This window comes from Vibrio sp. Isolate32 (assembly GCF_022397955.1).
GTDB lineage: Bacteria > Pseudomonadota > Gammaproteobacteria > Enterobacterales > Vibrionaceae > Vibrio.
In genome coordinates, this window is the sequence record NZ_JAKEUQ010000001.1 from 130183 (window position 1) to 152996 (window position 22814).

Consider the following 22814-nt stretch of genomic DNA (forward strand, 5'->3'; position numbering starts at 1 on the left):
CTTGAATTATTCGGAGAATTATCCGATTTTTTGCGACTCGTTTGTGGCAAATTACTTCAATGGTTGATAGTGTGTGCCTCAATCTTTGTAAGGTTTTAGGTTTTTGTGCTTAAGTTTTGAGCTAAATAAATCTAAATCACTGCCGTTCAGTGAACCAAGCAAAGAAGTCATGGATGCAATACATAAAACTTGGAGTTTAATGCATGTACAAGAATAAAATCACACAAGCCCTACTTCTAGGTGCTGGTTTGGCAGTGGCTGCCACTTCTACTACTACACTTGCAGCAGATGTTCCTGCTGGCACTCAACTAGCTAAAATTCAAGAACTGGTCCGTGGTAACGGTACGGAAGTTGCGTCTCTTGATCCGCACAAAGTTGAAGGTGTTCCAGAGTCACACGTTCTACGTGACCTGATGGAAGGGCTGGTGATTCAAGACGGTCCAGGTAACACAATCCCTGGTGCTGCTGAGTCTTGGACTACAGAAGACAACCAAACTTTCACTTTCAAGATCCGTAAAGACGCAAAATGGTCTAACGGTGACCCAGTAACTGCTTACGACTTTGAATACAGCTTCAAACGTGCTGCAGATCCAGCAACAGCTTCTCCTTACGCTTGGTACATCGAATACACCAAGATGAAGAACGCTAAAGACATCATTGCTGGCAAAAAAGACGTAAGTGAGCTTGGTGTTAAAGCTGTTGACGATCACACACTCGTTCTAGAAACAGAAGTACCGCTACCTTACTTTGTTAAGATGATGGCACACACTACGATGTACCCAGTTCACAAAGCTACAGTAGAGAAATTCGGTAGCAACTGGACTAAACCAGGTAACTTCGTGGGTAACGGTGCATACGTACTATCTGACTGGGTTGTGAACGAAAAGATTGTTCTTGAGCGCAACACAAATTACTGGGATAACAAAGATACAGTAATTGATAAGGTAACTTTCCTACCTATCGAAAACCAAAATGCGGAAATGAACCGTTTCCTATCTGGTGAAATTCACCTAACATACGAAGTGCCAAACGAGCAGTTCCGTCGTCTGTCTAAAGATTACTCAGAAAACGTAGTGGTTTCTCCAAACCTATGTACTTACTACTACGGCTTCAACACTCAACGTCCTCCATTCGATGATGTTCGTGTACGTAAGGCTCTTTCTTACACAATCGACCGTGACATCATTACTAAAGCAATTCTTGGTCAAGGCCAGATACCTGCTTTCGCTCTAACTCACAGCGGTATTACTGGTTTTGCACCAGAAGCTCCTGAGTATGCAGACCTATCTCAAAAAGACCGTATTGCTAAAGCGAAAGAACTGCTAGAAGAAGCAGGCTTTGGTCAAGGCAAACCTCTAGACTTCACTCTTCTTTACAACACATCTGAGAACCACAAGAAGATCGCTGTAGCGGTACAGTCAATGTGGAAGAAATCTCTGGGTGGTTTTGTAAACGTTAAGCTCGAAAACCAAGAGTGGAAAACGTACCTAGACAGCAGTAAGCAAGGCAACTTTGATGTTCGTCGTGCAGGTTGGTGTGCGGACTACAACGAAGCATCTACATTCCTAGCAATTGCTATGACTGAGAACGGTTCGAACGATCAGAAATACTCAAGCGACGTATTTGATAAAGCAATGAACGATGCTGTTAACGTAGCTAAGACAGAAGGCGAGCGTAACAAGTTCTACGCAATCGCTGAAGCTCAGCTTGCGCAAGACATGCCAATCGCTCCGATTTACCAGTACGTTCAGCCACGCCTAGTGAGCACAGCAGTAGGCGGCTATCCTGATCAAAACCCTCAGGACAATATCTACTCAAAAGATATGTTCATCAAAAGCAAATAGTAAATTGAAGTAGATTTGAGTGCGCCCGTAGCTCGCGCTATGGGCGCACTTTTTTAGATGTGAGATGCATTATGTTGAAGTTAATTTTTACTCGTATTGTGGAAGCAATTCCTACCTTACTTGTCCTAATAACCGTTTCGTTTTTCCTTATGCGTTTTGCTCCAGGTAACCCTTTTTCATCTGAAAAAACTTTGCCACCTGAAGTAATGCAGAACATCAACGAGAAGTATGGCCTGGATAAGCCCCTTTTTGAACAATACACCACCTATTTAGGCAATATTTTACAAGGTGATTTTGGCCCATCATTCAAGTACAAAGACTACACAGTAAATGAGTTAGTCGCTGAAGCATTACCGGTTTCAGCAAAAGTGGGCTTCTATGCGTTTATTTTTACCGTAATCGTCGGTGTAGCGGTTGGTACGCTAGCTGCGCTAAAACAGAATACCTGGCTTGACTATTCGGTCATGTCAACGTCCATGATAGGGGTGGTGTTGCCCTCCTTCGTGTTCTCGCCCGTTCTGATCTATATCTTCTCAATTGGTTTAGGTTGGTTCCCGGCCGGCGGTTGGAACGGCGGTGCAATCGAGTACATGGTTCTGCCTGTTCTGGGTATGTCATTCCTGTACATCGCTACCTTTGCACGTATTACACGTGGTTCAATGATCGAAACGTTGAACAGTAACTTTATCCGTACAGCGCGAGCAAAAGGCTTGAGCTACCGTTACATTATTCTTAAGCATGCTCTTAAGCCAGCAATGCTGCCTGTTGTTTCATACATGGGACCTGCATTCGTAGGCATCATTACTGGCTCTGTTGTAATCGAAACAATTTTTGGCCTGCCAGGCATTGGTAAGCTATTCGTAAACGCAGCATTTAACCGTGACTACTCGCTAGTAATGGGTGTAACCATTTTGATTGGTTTCCTATTTATCTTGTTCAACGCAATTGTTGATATTTTGCTAGCGCTGATTGACCCGAAAATTCGCTACTAACAGGGACTGGTTATGTTGAAGAAAAAAGAAAATTTAGAAGCGATCGAAAAGTTCTCTGAGAGTTTAGAGATCGAAGGTCGTAGTTTATGGCAGGATGCTCGTATTCGTTTCATGCGAAACAAAGCCGCGATGGTCAGCCTGTTCATTCTAACGTTAATGGTACTGGCGGTTATCTTCCTACCGATGCTGGCTCAGTACACTTACGACGATACCGACTGGTATGCAATGCACGTAGGTCCTAATGCTGATCACTGGTTCGGTACTGATAGCTTAGGCCGTGATTTGTACGTTCGTACTCTTATCGGTGGCCGCATCTCATTGATGGTTGGTGTGATGGGTGCCTTCGTAGCAGTATTGATTGGTACACTTTACGGTGCGGCATCTGGCTTCATTGGCGGTAAAGTAGACCGTCTGATGATGCGTATCCTAGAGATCCTATACGCGGTTCCATTTATGTTCCTGGTTATCGTACTGGTAACTTTCTTTGGCCGTAACATCATCCTTATCTTCGTAGCGATTGGTGCGATTGCTTGGCTTGATATGGCGCGTATTGTACGTGGTCAGACTCTAAGCTTACGTAGCAAAGAATTCATCGAAGCGGCTCACGTATGTGGTGTAAGTAAGTGGAAGATCATTACTCGTCACATCGTACCGAACGTTCTGGGTATCGTAGCGGTTTACTCAACGCTGCTAATCCCAAGCATGATTCTGACGGAATCATTCTTATCATTCCTTGGTCTTGGCGTTCAAGAGCCTATGACAAGTTGGGGCGCACTGCTTCAAGAAGGGTCACAAACAATGGAAATTGCTATCTGGCAACTGGCATTCCCCGCTGCATTCATGGTAGTGACTCTGTTCTGCTTCAACTATGTAGGTGATGGCCTGCGCGACGCGCTTGACCCGAAAGACCGCTAATTAAAAATATAAAGATTAAGGAAGCAATGATGAGTCTATTAGATGTCAAAGATCTGCGCGTCGAATTTACCACGCAAGATGGTATCGTAACCGCAGTAAATGACTTGAACTTCTCACTTAACCAAGGCGAAACGCTGGGTATTGTAGGTGAGTCAGGTTCAGGTAAATCACAGACTGTTTTTTCTATCATGGGACTGCTGGCGAAAAACGGCATCATCTCTGGTAGCGCAAAATTCGAAGGTAAAGAGATTCTTAACCTTCCAGAAAAAGAACTGAATAAAGTTCGTGCTGAACAGATCGCGATGATCTTCCAAGATCCAATGACATCACTGAACCCTTACATGAAAGTAAGTGATCAGCTGATGGAAGTACTTATGCTGCACAAAGGCATGGGTAAAGCGGAAGCATTCGAAGAATCGGTACGCATGCTTGAAGCGGTTAAAATCCCTGAAGCACGCAAGCGTATCACCATGTACCCACACGAATTCTCTGGCGGTATGCGTCAGCGTGTAATGATTGCAATGGCACTGCTTTGTCGTCCAAAACTGCTTATTGCAGATGAACCAACTACCGCGCTGGATGTAACTATTCAAGCACAAATCATGGAACTGCTGAACGAACTGAAAGATGAGTTCAACACGGCAATCATCATGATTACTCACGATTTGGGTGTTGTTGCGGGTTCTTGTGACAAAGTACTCGTGATGTACGCAGGTCGTACAATGGAATACGGTACAGTAGATGAAATCTTCTATAACCCAAGCCACCCATATGCAGAAGGTCTGTTGAAAGCAATCCCTCGTCTTGATACTGAAGGTGAGATTCTTCCGACTATTCCAGGCAACCCGCCAAACTTACTTCGTCTACCGCCAGGCTGTCCGTACCAAGACCGCTGTCACCGCGTGATGGACCGTTGTAAGCAAGAAGCACCGATTCTGACGCCATTCGGAAATGACCGTCAGCGTGCATGTTTTTCTGATTGGGAGGCTTGGAAAAAATGAGTGTAGATAAGCAGTTACTATTAGACATTAAAGATCTTAAGGTTCACTTTAGCATCGCGGCTAAGTCAGCATGGCCTTGGGCTAAGCCTTCTAACCTGAAAGCGGTTGACGGCGTTGATGTTCACCTTTACGAAGGTGAAACACTGGGTGTAGTAGGTGAATCTGGTTGTGGTAAGTCAACATTCGCTCGCGCAATCATCGGTTTGGTGGAAGCAACAGACGGTGAAGTGATGTGGTTAGGCCAAGACCTCACGAAAATGGAAGAGATTCAACGTCGTGAAACTCGTAAAGAGATTCAGATGATTTTCCAAGATCCACTAGCATCACTTAACCCACGTATGTCGGTTGGAGACATTATTGCTGAGCCGCTAGAGACTTTCTACCCAGAGCTTTCTAAGCAGGAAGTGAAGGATCGCGTTAAAGAGATGATGGCGAAAGTAGGTCTACTACCAAACGTAATCAACCGTTACCCACATGAATTCTCTGGAGGTCAGTGTCAGCGTATTGGTATTGCACGTGCACTTATCTTGAAGCCTAAGATGATCATCTGTGACGAACCCGTTTCCGCACTGGATGTATCCATCCAAGCTCAAGTAGTTAACCTTCTGAAAGAGCTACAAAAAGAGTTAGGTCTTTCGTTGGTATTTATCGCGCACGACTTGTCAGTGGTAAAACACATCTCTGACCGTGTATTGGTAATGTACCTCGGTAATGCGGTTGAGCTAGGTGAATCGGATGCGCTGTTCTCTGATCCTAAGCACCCGTACACCAAGGCGTTGATGTCTGCGGTTCCTATTCCAGATCCTCGCTTAGAGCGCAGTAAAACAATCCAGATGCTGGAGGGCGATCTACCATCGCCAATCAATCCACCATCAGGTTGTGTTTTCCGTACTCGTTGCCCACAAGCGACAGAAGCGTGTGCGCAAACTAAGCCTACAATTCAAGGCGATAACGTTCATGCAGTATCTTGCTTGCACGTACAAGTCTAGAGCCAATTTAAAACGGTTCAGCCTGTGACAGGCTTAAGCGCGACTAGTTTTTAGAGTCGCGCTTTTTTTGTACTGCAGGTCTAGTTCCAATGTTTTGCTCAACAGCTTCATCAAATAATTCGAACAACTAAGCCAACTTCTTCTAGTTTTGAAAAAGTTGGCTTTTTTTATACTAGAGAAAAGTTTGGATGAAAGAGGTTTGGATATGGGCAAATTAGTTGAAGGTGTTTGGCACGATGTGTGGTACGACACCAAAGAGAACGGTGGTAAGTTTATCCGAGAGGATGCAGGCTTTCGTAGCTGGGTAGAGAACCGCGCAGACGCACCGTTTCAACCCGAAAGTGGACGTTACCATCTGTATGTTTCACTGGCTTGCCCTTGGGCGCATCGCACACTGATCTTTCGTGAACTGAAAGACCTAACCGATCATATTGATGTGACGGTGGTTTGCCCCGACATGATGAGTGAAGGTTGGCAAATGGGCTTGCCTGAGCCTCTGTTCGGTCACACTCGCATGTACCAAATCTACACCCAAGCCAAACCAGACTATTCAGGTCGAGTCACGGTTCCTGTATTGTGGGATAAGAAAACCAGCACCATAGTCAGTAACGAATCTTCTGAAATTATTCGCATGTTTAACTCAGAATTTAATCATATTACGGGTAATACTGATGATTATTACCCGTGGGAACTGGCGAGCAAAATTGATGAGTGGAACGACTATATCTACCCAAACATCAACAATGGCGTTTATCGTACTGGCTTTGCGACGACACAAGAAGCTTATGAAGAGGCGTATGACGCGCTATTCAAGGCATTAGACAAAGTGGATGCACACCTTAGCGAGAACCGTTATTTAGCGGGAGAGCAGATTACTGAAGCGGATTGGCGGTTGTTCACGACCTTAGTTCGATTCGATGTTGTGTATGTTGGTCACTTCAAGTGTAACAAGCAACGAATTACGGATTACAAACATATCCAAGGTTATTTAAAAGAGCTCTATCAAATAGAGGGCATTAAAGAGACGACGGACTTCTACCACATCAAGCGCCACTACTATTACAGCCACACGGGTATCAACCCGACTCAAGTGGTACCCAAAGGGCCTGATTTGGATTTAGAGTCGCCACATGGGCGAGGTTAGAATCTTAAAGTAACCTGCTTTGTTGCAGACATAAAAAAACCCTAGATAACAATCTAGGGTTTTTTGCTTTCAACAAAAGAAAAATTAGTTAATAACTTTTTCTTCAGCTTGAGCTGCTTGGTCTGCTTGGATAGCCGTTAGAGCTACTGTGTAAACGATGTCGTCTACTAGAGCGCCACGAGACAAGTCATTTACTGGCTTGCGCATACCTTGAAGCATTGGACCGATAGATACTAGATCTGCTGAACGTTGTACCGCTTTGTAAGTCGTGTTACCCGTGTTTAGGTCTGGGAATACGAATACAGTCGCTTTACCAGCTACTGGAGAGTTTGGTGCTTTAGAAGCAGCAACGTTTTCCATGATAGCAGCATCGTACTGTAGAGGACCGTCGATCACTAGATCAGGACGTTTCTCTTGAGCAATCTTAGTCGCTTCACGTACTTTATCTACGTCTGCACCCTTACCAGATTCACCAGTAGAGTATGAGATCATAGCAACGCGTGGGTCGATACCGAATGCCGCAGCAGAATCTGCAGATTGGATAGCGATTTCAGCAAGCTGTTCAGCTGTTGGATCTGGGTTGATCGCACAGTCACCGTATACAAGAACTTGATCAGGCAGAAGCATGAAGAAGATTGAAGATACGATAGAAGCATCAGGAGCCGTCTTGATGATCTGGAACGGAGGAACGATAGTGTTCGCCGTTGTGTGAACAGCACCAGAAACTAGACCGTCAACTTCACCAGCTTCAAGCATCATAGTACCTAGGAATACTGAATCTTCTAGCTTCTCACGAGCTACAACTTCAGTCATACCTTTAGCGCCACGAAGTTCTACTAGACGAGCTACGTAGTTTTCGCGAACAGATGCAGAATCGATGATCTCAACGCCAGCACCTAGTTCAACACCTTGCTGTGCAGCAACACGACGGATCTCTTCTGGGTTACCAAGAAGCACACAAGTTGCGATACCGCGTTCAGCACAGATAGAAGCTGCTTTAACAGTACGTGGCTCATCACCTTCAGGAAGAACGATGCGCTTAGCCGCTTTACGAGCAAATTCAGTTAACTGGTAACGGAATGCTGGTGGGCTTAGACGACGAATGCCTTGAGTACCTTCAGATAGAGAATCAATCCAAGGGCCATCGATATGGCTTGCAACGTGATCGTTAACGAATTCGATACGCTCTTTGTCGTCTGCAGGAACTTCTAGGTTGAAGCTCTGTAGGTTTAGAGACGTCTGCCAAGTGTTACCTTGCGCTTTGAAGATCGGTAGACCTGAAGCGAATGCTGGTGCACAAAGGTTAGCAATGCTTTCTGGGATGTCGTAACCGCCAGTAAGCAGGATTGCGCCAATCTCAACGCCGTTTTTCGCAGCAAGAGCCGCAGCAACGATAACGTCAGGACGGTCTGCAGAAGTTACTAGCAGTGAACCTGGCTTAAAGTGTTCAATCATGTGCGGTAGAGAACGTGCACAGAAAGTGATGCTCTTAATACGACGAGTCGCGATTTCACCTTCGTTGATAATTTCAGCGTTAAGGTGCTTAGCCATATCAACCGCACGAGTTGCGATTAGATCGATGCTCCATGGCACACAGCCAAGAACACGGATAGGGCTAGAGTTGAAGATTTGCATTACTTCAAGGTTCGCTTGCTGAGCTGTATCTGCATCGTCAAAGATTTCAGATAGGTCAGGGCGAGTACGGCCAGCTTCATCAACAGGAGCGTTAAGCTTGTTGATGATTACGCCTTTGATGTTCTTGTTCTTAGTACCGCCGAAGTTAGAACATGCTACTTCGATACGCTCTTTAAGTTGCGTAGGGTTATCAGTACCAGGAGTCGCAACGAATACGATCTCCGCGCCAAGTGTTTTTGCGATTTCCGCGTTCACTTGGTTGGCAAATGGGTGCTTACGAGTAGGTACTAGACCTTCGATTAGCGTTACTTCTGCGTCTTTGTTGATCTTGTTGTATTGCTCAACAACAGACTCAAGAAGTACGTCCATTTTTTCGCTACCGATCAAAGCTTCAGCTTTAGTCATTGCGATTGGCTCACCAATCTTAATGTCGCTGTTTGCACTGATGATAGTAGACGTTAGATCAGGTTGATCACCACCGCTACGAGGTTGAGCGATTGGCTTGTAGAAAGAAACACTTACGCCCTTACGCTCCATAGCGCGAAGAACACCCATGCTAACACTAGTAAGACCAACACCAGCGCTTGTAGGGATAAGCATAATAGTACGTGACATTGACGAACACCTTTGACTATTGGAAATAAAAAAAGCTCAACTGCTATTCCCACCGATATTTAAATTGGGGTAGGAATAGAAGTTGAGCCCCATTTTCTTAATATGAAAAACTGACTAGCTTCGAGTGAAGCTAGTCAGGAAAATCAATTAAAGACCTGCTAGTTTCGCAGTGTCTTCAGCAATTACTAGCTCTTCGTTAGTAGAGATAACCATTGCAGGGATACGGCTGTTAGCTGTAGTGATAGTACCTTCGCCGCCGAAACGAGCTTTAAGGTTCGCTTCACCGTCAACTTCGATGCCGAAGATGCCTAGGCGGTTAAGAACCATTTCACGGATTGGGCCAGAGTTCTCGCCGATGCCGCCAGTGAAAGTGATTGCGTCTAGACGACCTTCAAGAGTTGCAGTGTAGCCAGCAACGTACTTAGCTAGACGGTGGCAGAACACGTCCATTGCACGAGTTGCTTCTTCTTTCTCACCGTAGTTGTCTTCAACGAAACGACAGTCAGAAGTTACTTCAGTTAGACCAGCAAGACCAGACTCTTTAGTTAGCATGTTGTTGATTTCTTCAACAGAGTAACCAAGAGCGTCGTGTAGGTGGAAGATGATCGCAGGATCTAGGTCACCACAACGAGTACCCATTACTAGACCTTCAAGAGGAGTAAGACCCATAGAAGTATCTACAGATTGACCGTTCTTGATTGCACATACAGAAGCGCCGTTACCTAGGTGACAGTTGATGATGTTAACTTCTTCAACTGGCTTGTTTAGAAGGCCTGCAACTTCACGAGTGATGAATAGGTGAGAAGTACCGTGCATGCCGTAACGACGGATGCCGTGCTCTTTGTACAGGTTGTACGGTAGAGCATATAGGTAAGACTCAGAAGGCATTGTTTGATGGAATGCAGTGTCAAATACAGCAACGTTTTTAAGCTCAGGGAAGTTGTGCTTAGCAGCTTCGATACCAATGATGTGAGCTGGGTTGTGAAGAGGCGCGAAAGTCGCAGCGTCGTGAATACCCTTAAGAACTTCGTCAGTGATTAGTGCAGATTGAGTGAACAGCTCGCCACCGTGAACGATACGGTGACCGATCGCGCCAAGGTTTTCTTTAAGCTCAGGCTTAGAAGCAAGAATAGTTTCTACCATAAACGCTAGTGCTTCTTCGTGAGCTGCGCCATCGCCTAGTTGAGCTTCGTGTTTACCATCAAGTTTCCACTTGATACGAGCTTCGGGAAGGTGAAGACATTCTGCTAGACCTGTTAGGTGCTCAGCACCTGTTTCTGCGTCAACAACAGCGAATTTAAGAGAAGAACTACCACAGTTTAAAACTAAAACTAGCTTAGACATTAATGACTACCTGTTTATTTTTCTGATCGAAATCAGTTAAGGATGAAAATTAATCTCAAGAATAGTCGAAACACATAGGATTACGTACTAACCTTGGTCAAAAAAACGTTAATTTCCGTATAAAGTGAAAGCGCTCTTTATCAAAAAAGAGGCTTGTGCATTCCTTGCAGAAGTCTTCTCAAAGTTGCTTAAATTGTAAATAAGGGCAACAATGAGATTGAGGTCTGAAGATAATAGCGATATTGTGCAAATATAACAAAAAAATTTGAAAGAATATTATTTTTCGTCAAATTTTTGTGTTTTTAGTTGATGATTTCAACTTTTTTTTAATGGGAGACTCATATGAGCAATAGAGTTGGTTTAGCTAACAGTTTAAAAGATGGCCAAAAGTACATGGATCTCTGGCCTGTTCGAAAAGAGTTAAACGCTATTTTCCCTGAGCAACGAATCATTAAAGCGACGCGCTTTGGTGTGAAGGTGATGCCAGCGATTGCTGCTATCAGCGTTCTTACGCAAATGGTCTTTAATAATTACCAAGCGATGCCACAAGCTGTGGTTATGGCTTTGTTTGCAATCAGCTTGCCGCTTCAAGGCATGTGGTGGTTGGGCAATCGCTCAAATACACAACTTCCGCCAGCACTCGTATCGTGGTATCGCGAGCTGCATGAGAAGATTACTGAAACGGGTTTTGCGTTAGAGCCTATGAAGTCACGCCCTCGCTATAAAGAATTGGCAATCATTTTGAATCGTGCATTTCGCCAGTTAGATAAGTCCTCAATTGAGCGTTGGTTTTAAAGGAATCCTCAGCTTTCTTTTTTGAATGTGAACCGTTTGTACACGACCATTCGGCTGTTCACTGGTTAGTATGTTCGTCTTGCTTTTTAGCATATCCTGAAATTATCCTTAATTTTCCTCTCTTAATTCGATCGATGTTGTATTTTTTGTTCATTAAATATCCAGGCTTTTTGCTAGTGTTAAAGTTGTCATTAGGGGGTTGTTTTGCTCTCTTTGTTGAATAATAACTAGATCTTGATTTAGGGTATGATTATGAATTTTTTAAGAAAGTTATTGGTGGTTAGCCTTGTTTTTTTGTTGTCGGCTGGCCATGCTTTAGCGGCGATTTCCAAGGTGTCAGTTGCACAAATTATAGATAACGATGATTTGAATGCTGTGCGTTCGGGGCTTTTAGATGGTCTAGAGGCAAAAGGGTATGAACCTGGAAAAAACTTGGAATTTACTTATGCTCTAGCTGATGGGAAGCCTGCAAAAGCAGCAAAAATTGCAAGAAAACTTGCGAGTGACAACCCTCATGTTTTGGTCGGCATCGCCACGCCAACAGCTCAAGCTTTGGTCTCTGCAACTCGATCAATCCCAATTGTTTTCACTGCGGTCACTGATCCGATTAGCGCTCGTTTAGTGAAACAATTGGATAAGCCCAGACAAAATGTTACTGGTCTGTCTGATTTATCACCGGTAGCTCAACACGTTTCGTTAATTAGAGAAATACTACCTGACACAAACACTATAGGCGTCGTTTATAACCCTGCCGAGGCCAATGCTGTTGCCATTATCAAATTGTTGCGAACAGTGACCAAGAGTTTTGGAATTACCTTACGCGAAGAAACCGTGCTTAGTGCCTCAGATGTTGAGAGAAAGACAAAAATTTTGGCCAAACAATCAGATGTCATTTATGGATTAACAGACAACACTGTTGGGAGTGGAGTAGATGGTCTAATGCGAGCTGCAAACAAAGCCGGTACGCCTGTTGTAGCGGGTGCCTTGTTTTATGTAGACAAAGGCGCGATCGCGGGTATTGTACTTGATTACTATAATGTGGGTGTTCAAACCGCTGAATATGTAGCTGCAATTTTGGATGGGCAGGAGCCTAGGGAGTTAAGTGTAAAAACTGCGCAAAGTTCTCAGTTGGTGGTGAATCTAGATGCTGCTCGCGAACTTGGCGTGACAGTGCCTCAGTCTGTGATTGATCGTGCAATCGTTAGCCGGTGAATTGAGTTCAGTGTTAGATAAGCTAATAGGCCATAAGTCATATTACTAACAGCATTGGAATGGGCTCAGATAAACAGAACTAACCTGCTCTATATGTTGGCGCCTCTCTATTTTATTCATTTGTAAGCGGTTATTTGACTGTTAGCTGCGTGTGGAATATCAATTTACATTATTTTACGTCGAGCGAATAGGTGATCAATGTCATAATATTAACGGGGTAAATGAAAATAGTTGAGAGCTAAGAGCACATTATATGAAAGTAAACAGGCATTTTAGCCTTACCTTTGTCTTCGGGTTTCCAGCCGTGATCGCGGCAATGTTGCTTGGCTTAATAGGAAAGAACCATTTTGACTCGGTTAAAAAAGACATCGACAGCGAGTTTCATCGCATTGAGGATGTTTTTAAACGAACCACTAAAGTAGTGACTGCGCTAGACTATAGCTTCTCTAACTATTACAAATCAGGAAACCCTCTATTTCTTGATCACAACAAGCAAGTGGTAAACGGGCTCTGCCAAATCTGGCCGATTGATGTGTTACTGCTCGCAGATGGCAAAACCTCAGACATTCCTTCTGTCGACATCGACTACATGATAGTTGGTGAAGAATCCCTTTGCTCCGAAACCAGCAGTAGCTATAAAAGTGCATCAGAAAAGATTGCTCTCGCCCCGATTCTGTCGTTTCTATCTCAGCTTGATGAGTACCATGACAGTGTTCATTTCATTGATACGCGCGGTTATGTGATTTCTTCGCCGGAAGATTTCGCTAAGAGAATAAGTAAAGAGCTGCTTTCAACGATAAAGAGCCGCCCTTATTGGCAGAAAACGGCAAACAATCCTGACCAATTGACGCTCTCAGGCCCGGGCTTTCGTTTTGAATCACTCAATCGAACGATCAGTATGACCATTCCGGTATTCCATAAGGGCGTTCACCAGGGAATGCTGTCAGTTGATATTAATACCAGTAGATTGCTTGCAAACTCCAATGAGCACTTGGCTGGCCGGATTGACATCATAGACACTACACGCACCATGCCGGTTGATAATGCAGCTTTCTATCATGAGGTTAATCTCTACGGTGTTGCGTCCCACCACGCGATGTATTACGAGCTGGATTTAGCAAAAGAGATAGAGCACTTTTTCGTTTATGAGAAAGATAGCCTTATTGTCGCGATTATTGTGTATCTTTTCTCTGTAACCATTTTCTTTTATGTCAATTCCAACATCGAGCGCGGCTACTTTAAAGATCTTGCAGCGAAAGACCCAATGACAGGGTTGCTGAATCGACGCGGGCTAGAGGCGTTTTGGCGACGAGTTGAACATGATCAGCTGTTTGCTTTAACGGTTTTTGATATTGATGATTTCAAGTCCATTAACGATACCTACGGTCATGATAAAGGTGATGATGTGATTCGTTACATGTCACGCCAGATCAACAGCAGTATTCGCAGCAGTGATGTTGCCGCTCGGTTTGGCGGAGAAGAGTTTGTGGTCTACCTGAAAGGGGATGACCGTGAGACTTTGATGCGGACACTCGAGCGTGTAAAAACAGCGATTTGCGTCAATTCAACAGATATAATTCCGAATGGATTCACAGTATCTGGCGGTGTGTGCATTGTAGAGACAGAGCAGAGCAAGCTTCACTTTGAAGAGATATTTAAGTTTGCTGATGAGAAGCTTTACGTGGCTAAAACGACCGGTAAAGCTCGTATCGAATTCTAGCCACGTTGTTCAGTCTACATGCTTTAATAGACAGTTCGATAGCGGAGATCTATGCAGGCTGATTGTACAGCTCTTGGTAGCGTTTGATCTGCTCGACGATAGGCGCGGCTTTTTTGTAGGTTCTGATTTCTCGGAACAGCTCTTCCGCTTCTGGGTACTCTTTGCGCAGATACACAAACCACTGTTTTACACGGTTTGGATAGTAAAGACCTTTATCGCCCTCAATTTCGAACTCTGAATAGCGTAACAGCAGAGCAATCACCTCTATCCATGGCATTGGTTGGTGGTTGTGCTTCACCACGTTACCAAGATTTGGAACGTTGAATGCGCCACGGCATACCATGAGTGAATCGACACCTGTTGTTTTAATGCAATCTTGACCGTCTTGATAATTCCAAATCTCACCATTCGCGATCAAAGGCAACGATGTCTTCTGGCGGATCTGATTAATGTAATCCCACTTTATTTCACTTGCCTTATAGCCACCGGTTTTGGTTCTTGCATGGACTGTTAGTTCGTTAGCTTTGGCTTGTTCAATCGCGTCAACAATCTCAAAGCACTCATCTGGGTGTTCCCAGCCTAAACGAATTTTAGCGGAAACAGGAATGTACTCAGGGACAGCTTCTCGGGTCGCTTTAACAACTTGGTAGATAAGCTCAGGTTCTTTCAGTAAAGATGCGCCACCGTTACTCTTGTTTACCGCTTTTGCTGGGCAACCGAAGTTTAGATCGATACCTTTGGCACCAAGGTTCGCAGCTTGAATCGCATTCTCTGCCATCCATTTCGGGTGTTGACCGAGTAACTGCACATGGACAGGAACGCCCGCCATAGTTTGAGAGCCTTGATGGAGCTCAGGACACAAGCGATGGAATACATGTGGTGGTAATAGTTGATCAGTAACACGGACGAATTCGGTTACGCAGAGATCGTAATCATTGAGCTCTGTGAGAATTTCACGCATTAGGTGGTCTAGAACGCCCTCCATAGGGCCAAGTATTACTCGCATGCTGATCTACCGAAACATCTCTGTCCTGAAAATAAAAGAGGCGTGATTGTACGGCTTGCCTACATGATTGTCACTATGAGTCTGGCTTTACCCACAGTCGAGACTGGCTCTATGGGTTAAAGGCGACATATCGCACGTGATAGCGTTATAATAGTGAAAACGCCCCAATATCCAGAGCTTTCATGACATATCAATTATTAAGCCTACCAGAATCAAATAAAGACATTACCCCGCAGTTTCTTGAAGGGGCAATTCTTGCTTCTAACCTAGCCACTAAGCCGTTAGAGCCTGAAGCGTGGCTTGCGATCATTGCTCCAGAAGCAGGTGAAGCGCTTGTGGCAATCGTGACAGAACAGATCAATCGCCAACATAATCTCATTCAGCGTAGTGAATACTTACTGACAGATGTATTTTCTGAAGGTGACTTTACCGAGCAGTTCGCTGATTTCGCAGAAGGCTTCATGATGGTGTGGCCGACTGTTGAAGAACAATGGCAAACCGCGAGTGTCGCTGATGGTACACTACGCATGCTACAAGCTTTACTGACGACATTGATGCTTGCGATTGACGAAGAGCAGACTCAGCAGCAAATGGTTGCGGCTGGACTAGAGAACCCGCCAGCACTCGCTGATCTTGTTGGTCAAGTTGATTTAATGATTTCTGAAGTCGCATTGGCTGCTGATGAAGCCATGCTAGGTAATAAGTCTCAGAGCGTGAATCCATTTAAAGATATCGGTCGTAACGATGCTTGTCCGTGTGAAAGCGGTAAAAAATTCAAGCAATGCTGTGGTAAGAACAGTTAATCGTTTTCTGCGCTCTAAAGCGTAAGAAAGATCAGATAACAAAAAGTCGACCCTAAGGTCGACTTTTTAGTTTATGTAAAGCGTGAGTGACTAGTCGTTTTTGGATTTAACGAATTGAGAAATTACCACGAAACCGAACGCTACTAAGTTGCCCGCAAAGATAATGACAAGCCATTGCGGCATAGAAAGTGACAAGAACTGCCACACTACCTTGCTGCAGTCGCCGTAGGCTTCAAACATCCACGGAGCCCATTGGTTTAACGGTGCCCAACTAGGGAAGGTCACGAATAAGTCACAGGTCGCAAATGGAGACGGGTTGAACTGGTAATCAACGTGCTCCAAAGCCAACCTTAAACCTTTGTATGCGCCAAATCCCCAGCCAGCAAGGCCAAGCCAGCGCGATACAGGGTTGTTAGGGGTAATGGCACCTATGATTGCAGCGATACCAATAGCAAGCATTGCGACGCGCTCATAGATACACATGACACAAGGGCCAAGCATCATGACATGCTGGAAAAAAAGGGCGCAGGCCTCAAAAAATACAACAAAAGCCAGCAGTAAAAGCCAAGATAAACGTCCCTTAGAGAAGTCTTTGAGCATTACAAAAAAATTCACGAATTAAATCCCGTCTAAAAAATAAAAAAGCCCTGAATACTCAGAGCTTTTTATCTTGGATAAGTTTCCTAATCAACTAATATTTTTGATTAGTTAATTCGTAGTTTGCGACACAGTGTGCAGCTTAGTGGCCACCGGAGATAACTGGAGTAACCGCTTCACCTGTACGTTGAATGATCCAACCTGCGTCATAGAACCATGCTGTCATCGGTTCCACGAAGTAAACGATGCCTGCAAGACCAACTAATGCCAGCACGATAGTGTATGGCAGTGCCATGATTACCATACGGCTGTAAGACAGTCGAATTAACGGAGCAAGTGCTGACGTCAATAGGAATAGGAACGCAGCTTGTCCGTTTGGTGTTGCAACTGAAGGTAGGTTAGTACCAGTGTTGATAGCAACAGCTAGTAGGTCGAATTGGTCACGAGTGATAATGCCTTCAACCAATGCAGTTTTCACTTCGTTGATGTAAACCGTACCTACGAACACGTTATCTGAAACCATCGATAGAATACCGTTGGCTACATAGAATAGGGCAAGTTGTGCGCCTTTATCTTCAACGTGAAGAACCGCATCGATTACTGGCTTAAATAGTGCTTGGTCGATGATTACTGCAACGACAGCGAAGAACACAGCAAGAAGCGCGGTAAACGGCAGTGCCTCTTCAAACGCTTTACCCATAGAGTGCTCTTCGATTACACCAGTAAACGCAGTAGCTAAAATGATAACTGATAGACCAATCAAACCAACTTCAGCAACGTGAAGTGCCAAGCCAACAATTAGCCATACTGCGATAGCACTTTGAACCCAAAGTTTTGCTACGTCTTGCTTGGTACGGCTCGCTTTTTGTGTGTTATCGAACTCGACAAGGATCTGACGAACGTTGTTTGGTAGTTTTGCGCCGTAACCAAATACTTTGAATTTCTCTACAAGAGCACAGGTTAGAATGCCGCAGAAGAAAACAGGCAATGTTACTGGAAGCATACGGATAATAAACTCACCGAATTCCCAGCCTGCTTGTTTAGCAATAACTAAGTTCTGTGGTTCACCTACCATGGTCATTACACCACCTAGAGCGGTACCTACACCAGCGTGCATTAGTAGTGAACGTAAGAAAGCACGGTAGTCTTCCAAGTCTTCACGAGTTAGCTCAGAGATTTCTTCATCGTGAGTGTGGTCGTGTGCAGAGTTAGAGACTTTGCCAGATGCTACTTTGTGATAAATCGAGTAGAAGCCCACTGCTACGCTGATCACAACTGCGATTACAGTCAATGCATCTAGGAAAGCAGATAGGAATGCTGCTGCGACACAGAACGCAACAGAAAGCATGATCTTAGAACGAATGCCGAGCAGTATCTTCGTGAAAATGAACAGGAGAAGTTCTTTCATGAAGTAAATGCCAGCAACCATGAATACTAATAAGAGTAATACAGGAAGGTTTGCTTGTAGCTCGTGATAAACCATTTCAGGTTTGGTCATGCCAATTGCAACGGCTTGAATTGCCAATAAACCACCCGGTTGAAGAGGGTAGCATTTGAGAGCCATAGCTAGGGTGAAAATAAACTCAACCACTAATAGCCAGCCCGCTACAAATGGGTCAACTAGGAAGAAAACAAACGGGTTGATGATTAAAAAGGAAATGATGGCAAGTTTATACCAATCAGGAGCTTTACCAAGGAAATTCTTGATAAAAGCGTTTCCGAGAGACATCGGCATGTTAATACTCTTTTATGTTGATTATGAATAGACAAGCAATACAACATTTTGAGAATCGAGCTATAGAAAGTGTTAAAAACTATAATTAACAGTGACTTAGAAAAACTACATTCCATGTAACGTTCTGTGGTCTTGCCAAGTCACTCCCTTAGAAACTCAAGCACTGCTTATTTTTGAGCGCAACTCTACTCTTAGATAACATTTAGTCAACAGGAAAAGCCCTGTAGCACCTAAAATACCTCTTTTTTGTGTGAGAAACGCGATCAAAGTAGCGGAAGCATACCACTTAAAATGTGATAAAAACCGGCTAGAGTCAATATTTCAGCGAAATGATTAAAATTTACAGAATAAAGACGGTTTATATATGATTATTACAACGTAATATTGCAATTTTATGGCTTTGAAAATATGACTAATGTTCTTGATTTTAAAGTGAATTTATTGTCTTAAAAAGTTGTTTAAATAGTGATTTATAGAGGCTTGCTTTGCAAATCTTAGGTGGAAACATGAGGCGAACTTTAGAGCTTTAACTCTATTGGTGTTTTGGGGGAGTAAAATTTTTGAGGGTGTTTCCGCTCGCCTTTACTAGTGGTATGATGAGTAAATTAGAAGAAAATAATTTAATTGGATTGAAGTGTAGATGGTCATTAAGGCGAAGAGCCCGGCAGGATTTGCAGAGAAGTATATCATTGAAAGTATTTGGAATGGCCGTTTCCCTCCAGGTTCTATCTTGCCAGCAGAGCGTGAGCTTTCTGAACTAATTGGTGTTACACGTACTACGCTTCGAGAAGTACTGCAGCGTCTTGCTCGTGATGGTTGGTTAACTATCCAGCACGGTAAACCAACCAAAGTTAACCAGTTTATGGAAACCTCGGGTCTTCATATTCTTGATACGTTAATGACGTTGGACGTAGATAACGCAAGCAAAATGGTAGAAGACCTACTAGCTGCTCGTACTAACATCAGCCCTATTTTTATGCGTTACGCATTTAAAGCAAATAAAGAAGCTTCAGAGCGCACAATCAGTAATGTGATTGAATCGTGTGAAGCGCTACTTGCGGCACATACATGGGATGATTTCCTAGAATCGTCTCCGTATGCAGACAAGATCAAGCAAGCAGTTAGAGAAGACACAGAGAAAGACGAAGCAAAACGTCAGACGATCTTAATTGCTAAGACGTTTAACTTTTATGACTACATGCTGTTCCAACGCTTAGCGTTCCATTCTGGTAACCAAATTTACGGTCTGATCTTTAACGGCGTACGTAAGCTCTACGATCGTATCGGTAGCTACTACTTCTCTAACCCAGAAGCGCGTCGCCTAGCGATGGAGTTCTATAAAGAGTTGTTTGTTATCTGTGAGAGCGGTCAACGTGAAAACTTGCCTTTGGTTATTCGGAATTACGGTATTGCAAGTGCACAGATCTGGAACGAAATGAAAACGACGTTACCAACGAACTTTACGGAAGACGACAGCTAACCTTTTTGGTTAACTTAGTTAGTCACTAAAGTAAGAACAAAGAAAAGCGGCGAGATAATTTAATTATCTCGCCGCTTTTTATGTATCAAGAGTCTGGCTAATTTGCTAGTCGCTCGTTGTTTAACCTGCGAACTCTTCTGAGTCCGGGCGGTTAGTAAACTGAACACCATTTAGGAAATCACAAAGCAATTGGTCTTCACATACTTTGTAGTTTTTGTTTTCAGGCTTGCGGAAGTAGGCACCAATTTCGTATTTGCTTAGGCTGATACCCACCACTTCTAATACATCGAGCACGTCTTCTGCTTTCATGTTCAATGCAATACGTAGCTTCATGAAAATCATGTTGTTGGTAAGTGCAACCTCAGGCTTTGGCTGAGCCCCTTCTTTTTTACCGCGTTTAAGGTTGATGAGACCATTTAGGAATACCGCTAACTCTTTGTCTTTCATCTTAGAGCATGACTTATCGTTATCCGCTTTTAGCCAGTTAATCACTTGATCGTGGGCAACAGTCACATCCGCTTGTTCAATAGCTTTGATGATTTGTGCGTTCTTAAGGTTTAGTGCGTGTTGAATACGACGCAAGATTTCGTTGTTAGTCACAGAGGTGTCCTAAAAAGGTTTAGAGCGTAAAGTGGCTTCATACGGCGTATTGCTGTCGTTAACCTTATGATACTTTACTTAGCATAGTTGACGGCGACTCTAACAGAGAACGCCGGTTTTCGGTAGATATAAAAAATCCCCGACGCTTATTAACTCTTTCAAGTTAAGTTACATCAGGGATTTGTCAGTGAATGCTTTATCTGACAGAGGTCAGAATTACATTACACGCATACCAGGTTGAGCACCTTCGTGTGGTTCAAGAATCCATAGGTCGCTGCCACCAGGGCCCGCAGCTAGGATCATGCCTTCAGACATACCAAACTTCATCTTACGAGGTTTTAGGTTTGCAACCATAACAGTTAGCTTGCCTTCTAGCTCTTCAGGTTTGTATGCTGACTTGATGCCAGAGAATACTTGGCGAGTCTCACCACCGATGTCCAGTTGGAACTTCAGTAGCTTGTTCGCTTTTGGCACTTCTTCACAAGAGATGATACGAGCAATACGCATATCAACGGCTGCGAACGCGTCAAATTCAATCTCTTCCGCGATTGGTTCTTTATCTAGCTCAGTTTGGCTTGCTTTTTCTTTCTCAGCTTCCGCTTTCTCTTTAGCTGCCATTTCTGCTGCTGCATCTCCTTTAGAAGACTCAATCATCGCTTCCACTTTCTTAGGATCAATACGGCTAAATAGCGCTTTGAACTTAGTGATCTCGTGATCAGTTAGTGGAGTAGCAACGCCTTCCCACGTTAGCTCTTCGTTTAGGAAAGCTTCCGTACGAGCTGCAAGCTCTGGCATTACTGGTTTCAGGTAAGCCATTAGTACGCGGAATAGGTTGATACCTACAGAAGAAACTTCTTGAAGCTCTTTCTCTTTACCTTCTGCTTTTGCAAGAACCCAAGGTGCTTTTTCGTCGATGTACTGGTTCGCTTTATCTGCTAGTGCAGTGATCTCACGGATAGCACGGCTGAATTCACGCGTTTCGTATAGCTCCCCTATACGCTCAGCAGCAGCAACGAATTCTTTGTAAAGCTCTGGCTCTGCAAATTCAGCAGATAGCTTGCCTTCGAAGCGCTTAGTGATGAAACCTGCGTTGCGAGAAGCTAGGTTAACAATCTTGTTTACTACGTCAGCGTTTACACGTTGAGTGAAGTCTTCAAGGTTAAGGTCAAGGTCATCGATACGGCTGTTTAGTTTCGCAGCGTAGTAGTAACGTAGACATTCTGGATCTAGGTGGTCTAGATAAGTACTTGCTTTGATGAATGTGCCTTTAGACTTCGACATCTTAGCGCCGTTTACTGTTACGTAGCCGTGTACGAATACGTTGTTTGGCTTACGGAAACCAGAACCTTCTAGCATTGCTGGCCAGAATAGGCTGTGGAAGTAAACGATGTCTTTGCCGATGAAGTGGTAAAGCTCAGCGGTGCTGTCTTTCTTCCAGTACTCGTTAAAGTCTAGATCGTCGCGCTTGTCACATAGGTTCTTGAAAGAGCCCATGTAGCCGATTGGTGCATCTAGCCATACGTAGAAGAACTTATCTTTTTCGCCTGGGATCTCGAAGCCGAAGTATGGTGCATCACGAGAGATGTCCCACTGTTGTAGACCAGACTCGAACCACTCTTGCATTTTGTTTGCTGTTTCAGCTTGCAGTGAGCCAGAACGTGTCCACTCTTTTAGCATGCTTTCGAACTGAGGCAGGTCGAAGAAGAAGTGCTCAGAGTCTTTCATTACTGGAGTTGCGCCAGAAACCGCAGACTTAGGATCGATCAGCTCAGTTGGGCTGTATGTCTCACCACAGTTATCACAGTTATCACCGTACTGGTCTTCTGACTTACACTTAGGGCAAGTACCTTTTACGAAACGGTCCGGTAGGAACATCTCTTTCTCAGGGTCGAAAAGCTGAGAAATAGTGCGGCTTGAAATGAAGCCGTTCTTTTTAAGTTCTAGGTAGATGTGAGAAGCCAGTTCACGGTTCTCTTCGCTGTGCGTGCTGTGGTAGTTATCAAAGCTGATATCAAAGCCAGCGAAGTCTTTTTGGTGCTCTTCACTAACAGCAGCGATCATCTCTTCTGGCGTGATACCCATCTGTTGAGCTTTAAGCATAATTGGCGTGCCGTGAGCATCGTCAGCACAGATGAAGTTTACAGTGTTGCCACGCAGACGCTGGTATCGAACCCAGATATCAGCTTGGATATGCTCAAGCATATGGCCAAGGTGAATAGAGCCGTTAGCGTACGGAAGCGCACAAGTTACCAAAAGTTGTCTTGGATCAGTTGCCATACTTAATAATTCGCTTTTTTGATAGGTATAAATTTGATTGGTAATACTACTTTATAACGTGTGATACGCCAAGTTATCAGACAAAGGATTCCCCTAGTTTTTTAGGGGTT

The 22814-nt window shown here is 44.1% G+C and carries 18 protein-coding genes; 11 read left to right on the forward strand and 7 right to left on the reverse strand.

Going from position 1 to position 22814, the window contains the following annotated elements; all coding sequences use genetic code 11:
- The first annotated feature begins 203 nt into the window (after positions 1-203).
- The 6 genes from L1D11_RS00570 to L1D11_RS00595 all read left to right on the forward strand — a co-directional run bounded on the left by L1D11_RS00570 (position 204) and on the right by L1D11_RS00595 (position 6885).
- Positions 204-1844 carry an ABC transporter substrate-binding protein gene (locus L1D11_RS00570; protein ID WP_239834289.1) on the forward strand — a complete coding sequence of 547 codons (1641 nt, stop codon included), beginning with the start codon at positions 204-206 and terminating at the stop codon, positions 1842-1844.
- A 71-nt stretch (positions 1845-1915) separates the two neighbouring features.
- On the forward strand, positions 1916-2836 hold the full coding sequence (gene oppB, locus L1D11_RS00575; protein ID WP_239834290.1) for an oligopeptide ABC transporter permease OppB: 921 nt from the start codon (positions 1916-1918) through the stop codon (positions 2834-2836).
- Positions 2837-2848: 12 nt separating this feature from the next.
- Complete coding sequence (gene oppC, locus L1D11_RS00580) at positions 2849-3751, forward strand: oligopeptide ABC transporter permease OppC (RefSeq protein WP_239834291.1); 903 nt, start codon at positions 2849-2851, stop codon at positions 3749-3751.
- A 29-nt stretch (positions 3752-3780) separates the two neighbouring features.
- Complete coding sequence (locus L1D11_RS00585; protein ID WP_032552010.1) at positions 3781-4752, forward strand: ABC transporter ATP-binding protein; 972 nt, start codon at positions 3781-3783, stop codon at positions 4750-4752.
- Positions 4749-5741: a murein tripeptide/oligopeptide ABC transporter ATP binding protein OppF gene (oppF, locus tag L1D11_RS00590; RefSeq protein WP_275665987.1), complete on the forward strand. Its 993-nt coding sequence runs from the start codon at positions 4749-4751 to the stop codon at positions 5739-5741. Before L1D11_RS00585 ends, oppF begins: the two co-directional genes overlap by 4 nt.
- Before the next feature lie 205 nt (positions 5742-5946).
- On the forward strand, positions 5947-6885 hold the full coding sequence (locus tag L1D11_RS00595; protein WP_239834293.1) for a glutathione S-transferase family protein: 939 nt from the start codon (positions 5947-5949) through the stop codon (positions 6883-6885).
- Between the two features lie 84 nt (positions 6886-6969).
- On the opposite strand, the gene pta is transcribed toward L1D11_RS00595, so the two are convergent.
- The gene (gene pta / locus L1D11_RS00600; protein ID WP_239834294.1) at positions 6970-9135 is read right to left on the reverse strand and encodes a phosphate acetyltransferase; all 2166 of its coding nucleotides are present in this window, start codon (positions 9133-9135) and stop codon (positions 6970-6972) included.
- A gap of 147 nt (positions 9136-9282) precedes the next feature.
- Positions 9283-10479 (reverse strand): acetate kinase, encoded by a 1197-nt coding sequence (locus L1D11_RS00605; protein WP_122055760.1) that lies wholly within the window; start codon positions 10477-10479, stop codon positions 9283-9285.
- Positions 10480-10821: 342 nt separating this feature from the next.
- On the opposite strand from L1D11_RS00605, the gene yfbV reads away from it, so the two are divergent.
- The 3 genes from yfbV (at position 10822) to L1D11_RS00620 (ending at position 14206) form a co-directional block, all read left to right on the forward strand.
- Complete coding sequence (gene yfbV / locus L1D11_RS00610; protein ID WP_239834572.1) at positions 10822-11274, forward strand: terminus macrodomain insulation protein YfbV; 453 nt, start codon at positions 10822-10824, stop codon at positions 11272-11274.
- Positions 11275-11526: 252 nt separating this feature from the next.
- Complete coding sequence (locus L1D11_RS00615; protein WP_239834571.1) at positions 11527-12486, forward strand: ABC transporter substrate-binding protein; 960 nt, start codon at positions 11527-11529, stop codon at positions 12484-12486.
- 253 nt (positions 12487-12739) lie between these two features.
- Positions 12740-14206, forward strand: a complete 1467-nt coding sequence (locus L1D11_RS00620; protein ID WP_239834570.1) for a GGDEF domain-containing protein — start codon at positions 12740-12742, stop codon at positions 14204-14206.
- 49 nt (positions 14207-14255) lie between these two features.
- Here L1D11_RS00620 and dusC read toward each other — a convergent pair whose 3' ends face one another.
- The gene (dusC, locus tag L1D11_RS00625) at positions 14256-15212 is read right to left on the reverse strand and encodes a tRNA dihydrouridine(16) synthase DusC (protein WP_239834569.1); all 957 of its coding nucleotides are present in this window, start codon (positions 15210-15212) and stop codon (positions 14256-14258) included.
- Between the two features lie 182 nt (positions 15213-15394).
- Between dusC and L1D11_RS00630 the strand changes: the two genes are divergently transcribed.
- Positions 15395-16015: a YecA family protein gene (locus L1D11_RS00630; RefSeq protein WP_239834568.1), complete on the forward strand. Its 621-nt coding sequence runs from the start codon at positions 15395-15397 to the stop codon at positions 16013-16015.
- Between the two features lie 90 nt (positions 16016-16105).
- On the opposite strand, the gene dsbB is transcribed toward L1D11_RS00630, so the two are convergent.
- Together dsbB and nhaB are read right to left on the reverse strand one after the other, a co-directional pair.
- The gene (gene dsbB, locus L1D11_RS00635; RefSeq protein ID WP_239834573.1) at positions 16106-16615 is read right to left on the reverse strand and encodes a disulfide bond formation protein DsbB; all 510 of its coding nucleotides are present in this window, start codon (positions 16613-16615) and stop codon (positions 16106-16108) included.
- Positions 16616-16754: 139 nt separating this feature from the next.
- Entirely contained in the window at positions 16755-18347 is a 1593-nt protein-coding gene (gene nhaB / locus L1D11_RS00640; RefSeq protein ID WP_239834567.1) for a Na(+)/H(+) antiporter NhaB, read from the reverse strand.
- Positions 18348-18987: 640 nt separating this feature from the next.
- Between nhaB and fadR the strand changes: the two genes are divergently transcribed.
- Positions 18988-19827 carry a fatty acid metabolism transcriptional regulator FadR gene (gene fadR / locus L1D11_RS00645; protein ID WP_239834274.1) on the forward strand — a complete coding sequence of 280 codons (840 nt, stop codon included), beginning with the start codon at positions 18988-18990 and terminating at the stop codon, positions 19825-19827.
- Positions 19828-19947: 120 nt separating this feature from the next.
- Here fadR and L1D11_RS00650 read toward each other — a convergent pair whose 3' ends face one another.
- Together L1D11_RS00650 and metG are read right to left on the reverse strand one after the other, a co-directional pair.
- The gene (locus L1D11_RS00650; protein ID WP_239834273.1) at positions 19948-20427 is read right to left on the reverse strand and encodes a DUF1456 family protein; all 480 of its coding nucleotides are present in this window, start codon (positions 20425-20427) and stop codon (positions 19948-19950) included.
- Positions 20428-20643: 216 nt separating this feature from the next.
- Entirely contained in the window at positions 20644-22704 is a 2061-nt protein-coding gene (gene metG / locus L1D11_RS00655) for a methionine--tRNA ligase (RefSeq protein ID WP_239834272.1), read from the reverse strand.
- Between the last annotated feature and the right edge of the window lie 110 nt (positions 22705-22814).

Excerpts from the sequence above, each read along its gene's own strand:
- fadR (WP_239834274.1), top strand. The coding sequence starts at position 18,988 with ATGGTCATTAAGGCGAAGAGCCCGGCAGGATTTGCAGAGAAGTATATC.
- dusC (WP_239834569.1), bottom strand. The coding sequence starts at position 15,212 with ATGCGAGTAATACTTGGCCCTATGGAGGGCGTTCTAGACCACCTAATG.
- pta (WP_239834294.1), bottom strand. The coding sequence starts at position 9,135 with ATGTCACGTACTATTATGCTTATCCCTACAAGCGCTGGTGTTGGTCTT.
- L1D11_RS00630 (WP_239834568.1), top strand. The coding sequence starts at position 15,395 with ATGACATATCAATTATTAAGCCTACCAGAATCAAATAAAGACATTACC.
- L1D11_RS00620 (WP_239834570.1), top strand. The coding sequence starts at position 12,740 with ATGAAAGTAAACAGGCATTTTAGCCTTACCTTTGTCTTCGGGTTTCCA.
- nhaB (WP_239834567.1), bottom strand. The coding sequence starts at position 18,347 with ATGCCGATGTCTCTCGGAAACGCTTTTATCAAGAATTTCCTTGGTAAA.
- oppF (WP_275665987.1), top strand. The coding sequence starts at position 4,749 with ATGAGTGTAGATAAGCAGTTACTATTAGACATTAAAGATCTTAAGGTT.
- oppB (WP_239834290.1), top strand. The coding sequence starts at position 1,916 with ATGTTGAAGTTAATTTTTACTCGTATTGTGGAAGCAATTCCTACCTTA.
- oppC (WP_239834291.1), top strand. The coding sequence starts at position 2,849 with ATGTTGAAGAAAAAAGAAAATTTAGAAGCGATCGAAAAGTTCTCTGAG.
- dsbB (WP_239834573.1), bottom strand. The coding sequence starts at position 16,615 with ATGCTCAAAGACTTCTCTAAGGGACGTTTATCTTGGCTTTTACTGCTG.
- L1D11_RS00615 (WP_239834571.1), top strand. The coding sequence starts at position 11,527 with ATGAATTTTTTAAGAAAGTTATTGGTGGTTAGCCTTGTTTTTTTGTTG.
- metG (WP_239834272.1), bottom strand. The coding sequence starts at position 22,704 with ATGGCAACTGATCCAAGACAACTTTTGGTAACTTGTGCGCTTCCGTAC.
- yfbV (WP_239834572.1), top strand. The coding sequence starts at position 10,822 with ATGAGCAATAGAGTTGGTTTAGCTAACAGTTTAAAAGATGGCCAAAAG.
- L1D11_RS00605 (WP_122055760.1), bottom strand. The coding sequence starts at position 10,479 with ATGTCTAAGCTAGTTTTAGTTTTAAACTGTGGTAGTTCTTCTCTTAAA.
- L1D11_RS00570 (WP_239834289.1), top strand. The coding sequence starts at position 204 with ATGTACAAGAATAAAATCACACAAGCCCTACTTCTAGGTGCTGGTTTG.
- L1D11_RS00595 (WP_239834293.1), top strand. The coding sequence starts at position 5,947 with ATGGGCAAATTAGTTGAAGGTGTTTGGCACGATGTGTGGTACGACACC.
- L1D11_RS00585 (WP_032552010.1), top strand. The coding sequence starts at position 3,781 with ATGAGTCTATTAGATGTCAAAGATCTGCGCGTCGAATTTACCACGCAA.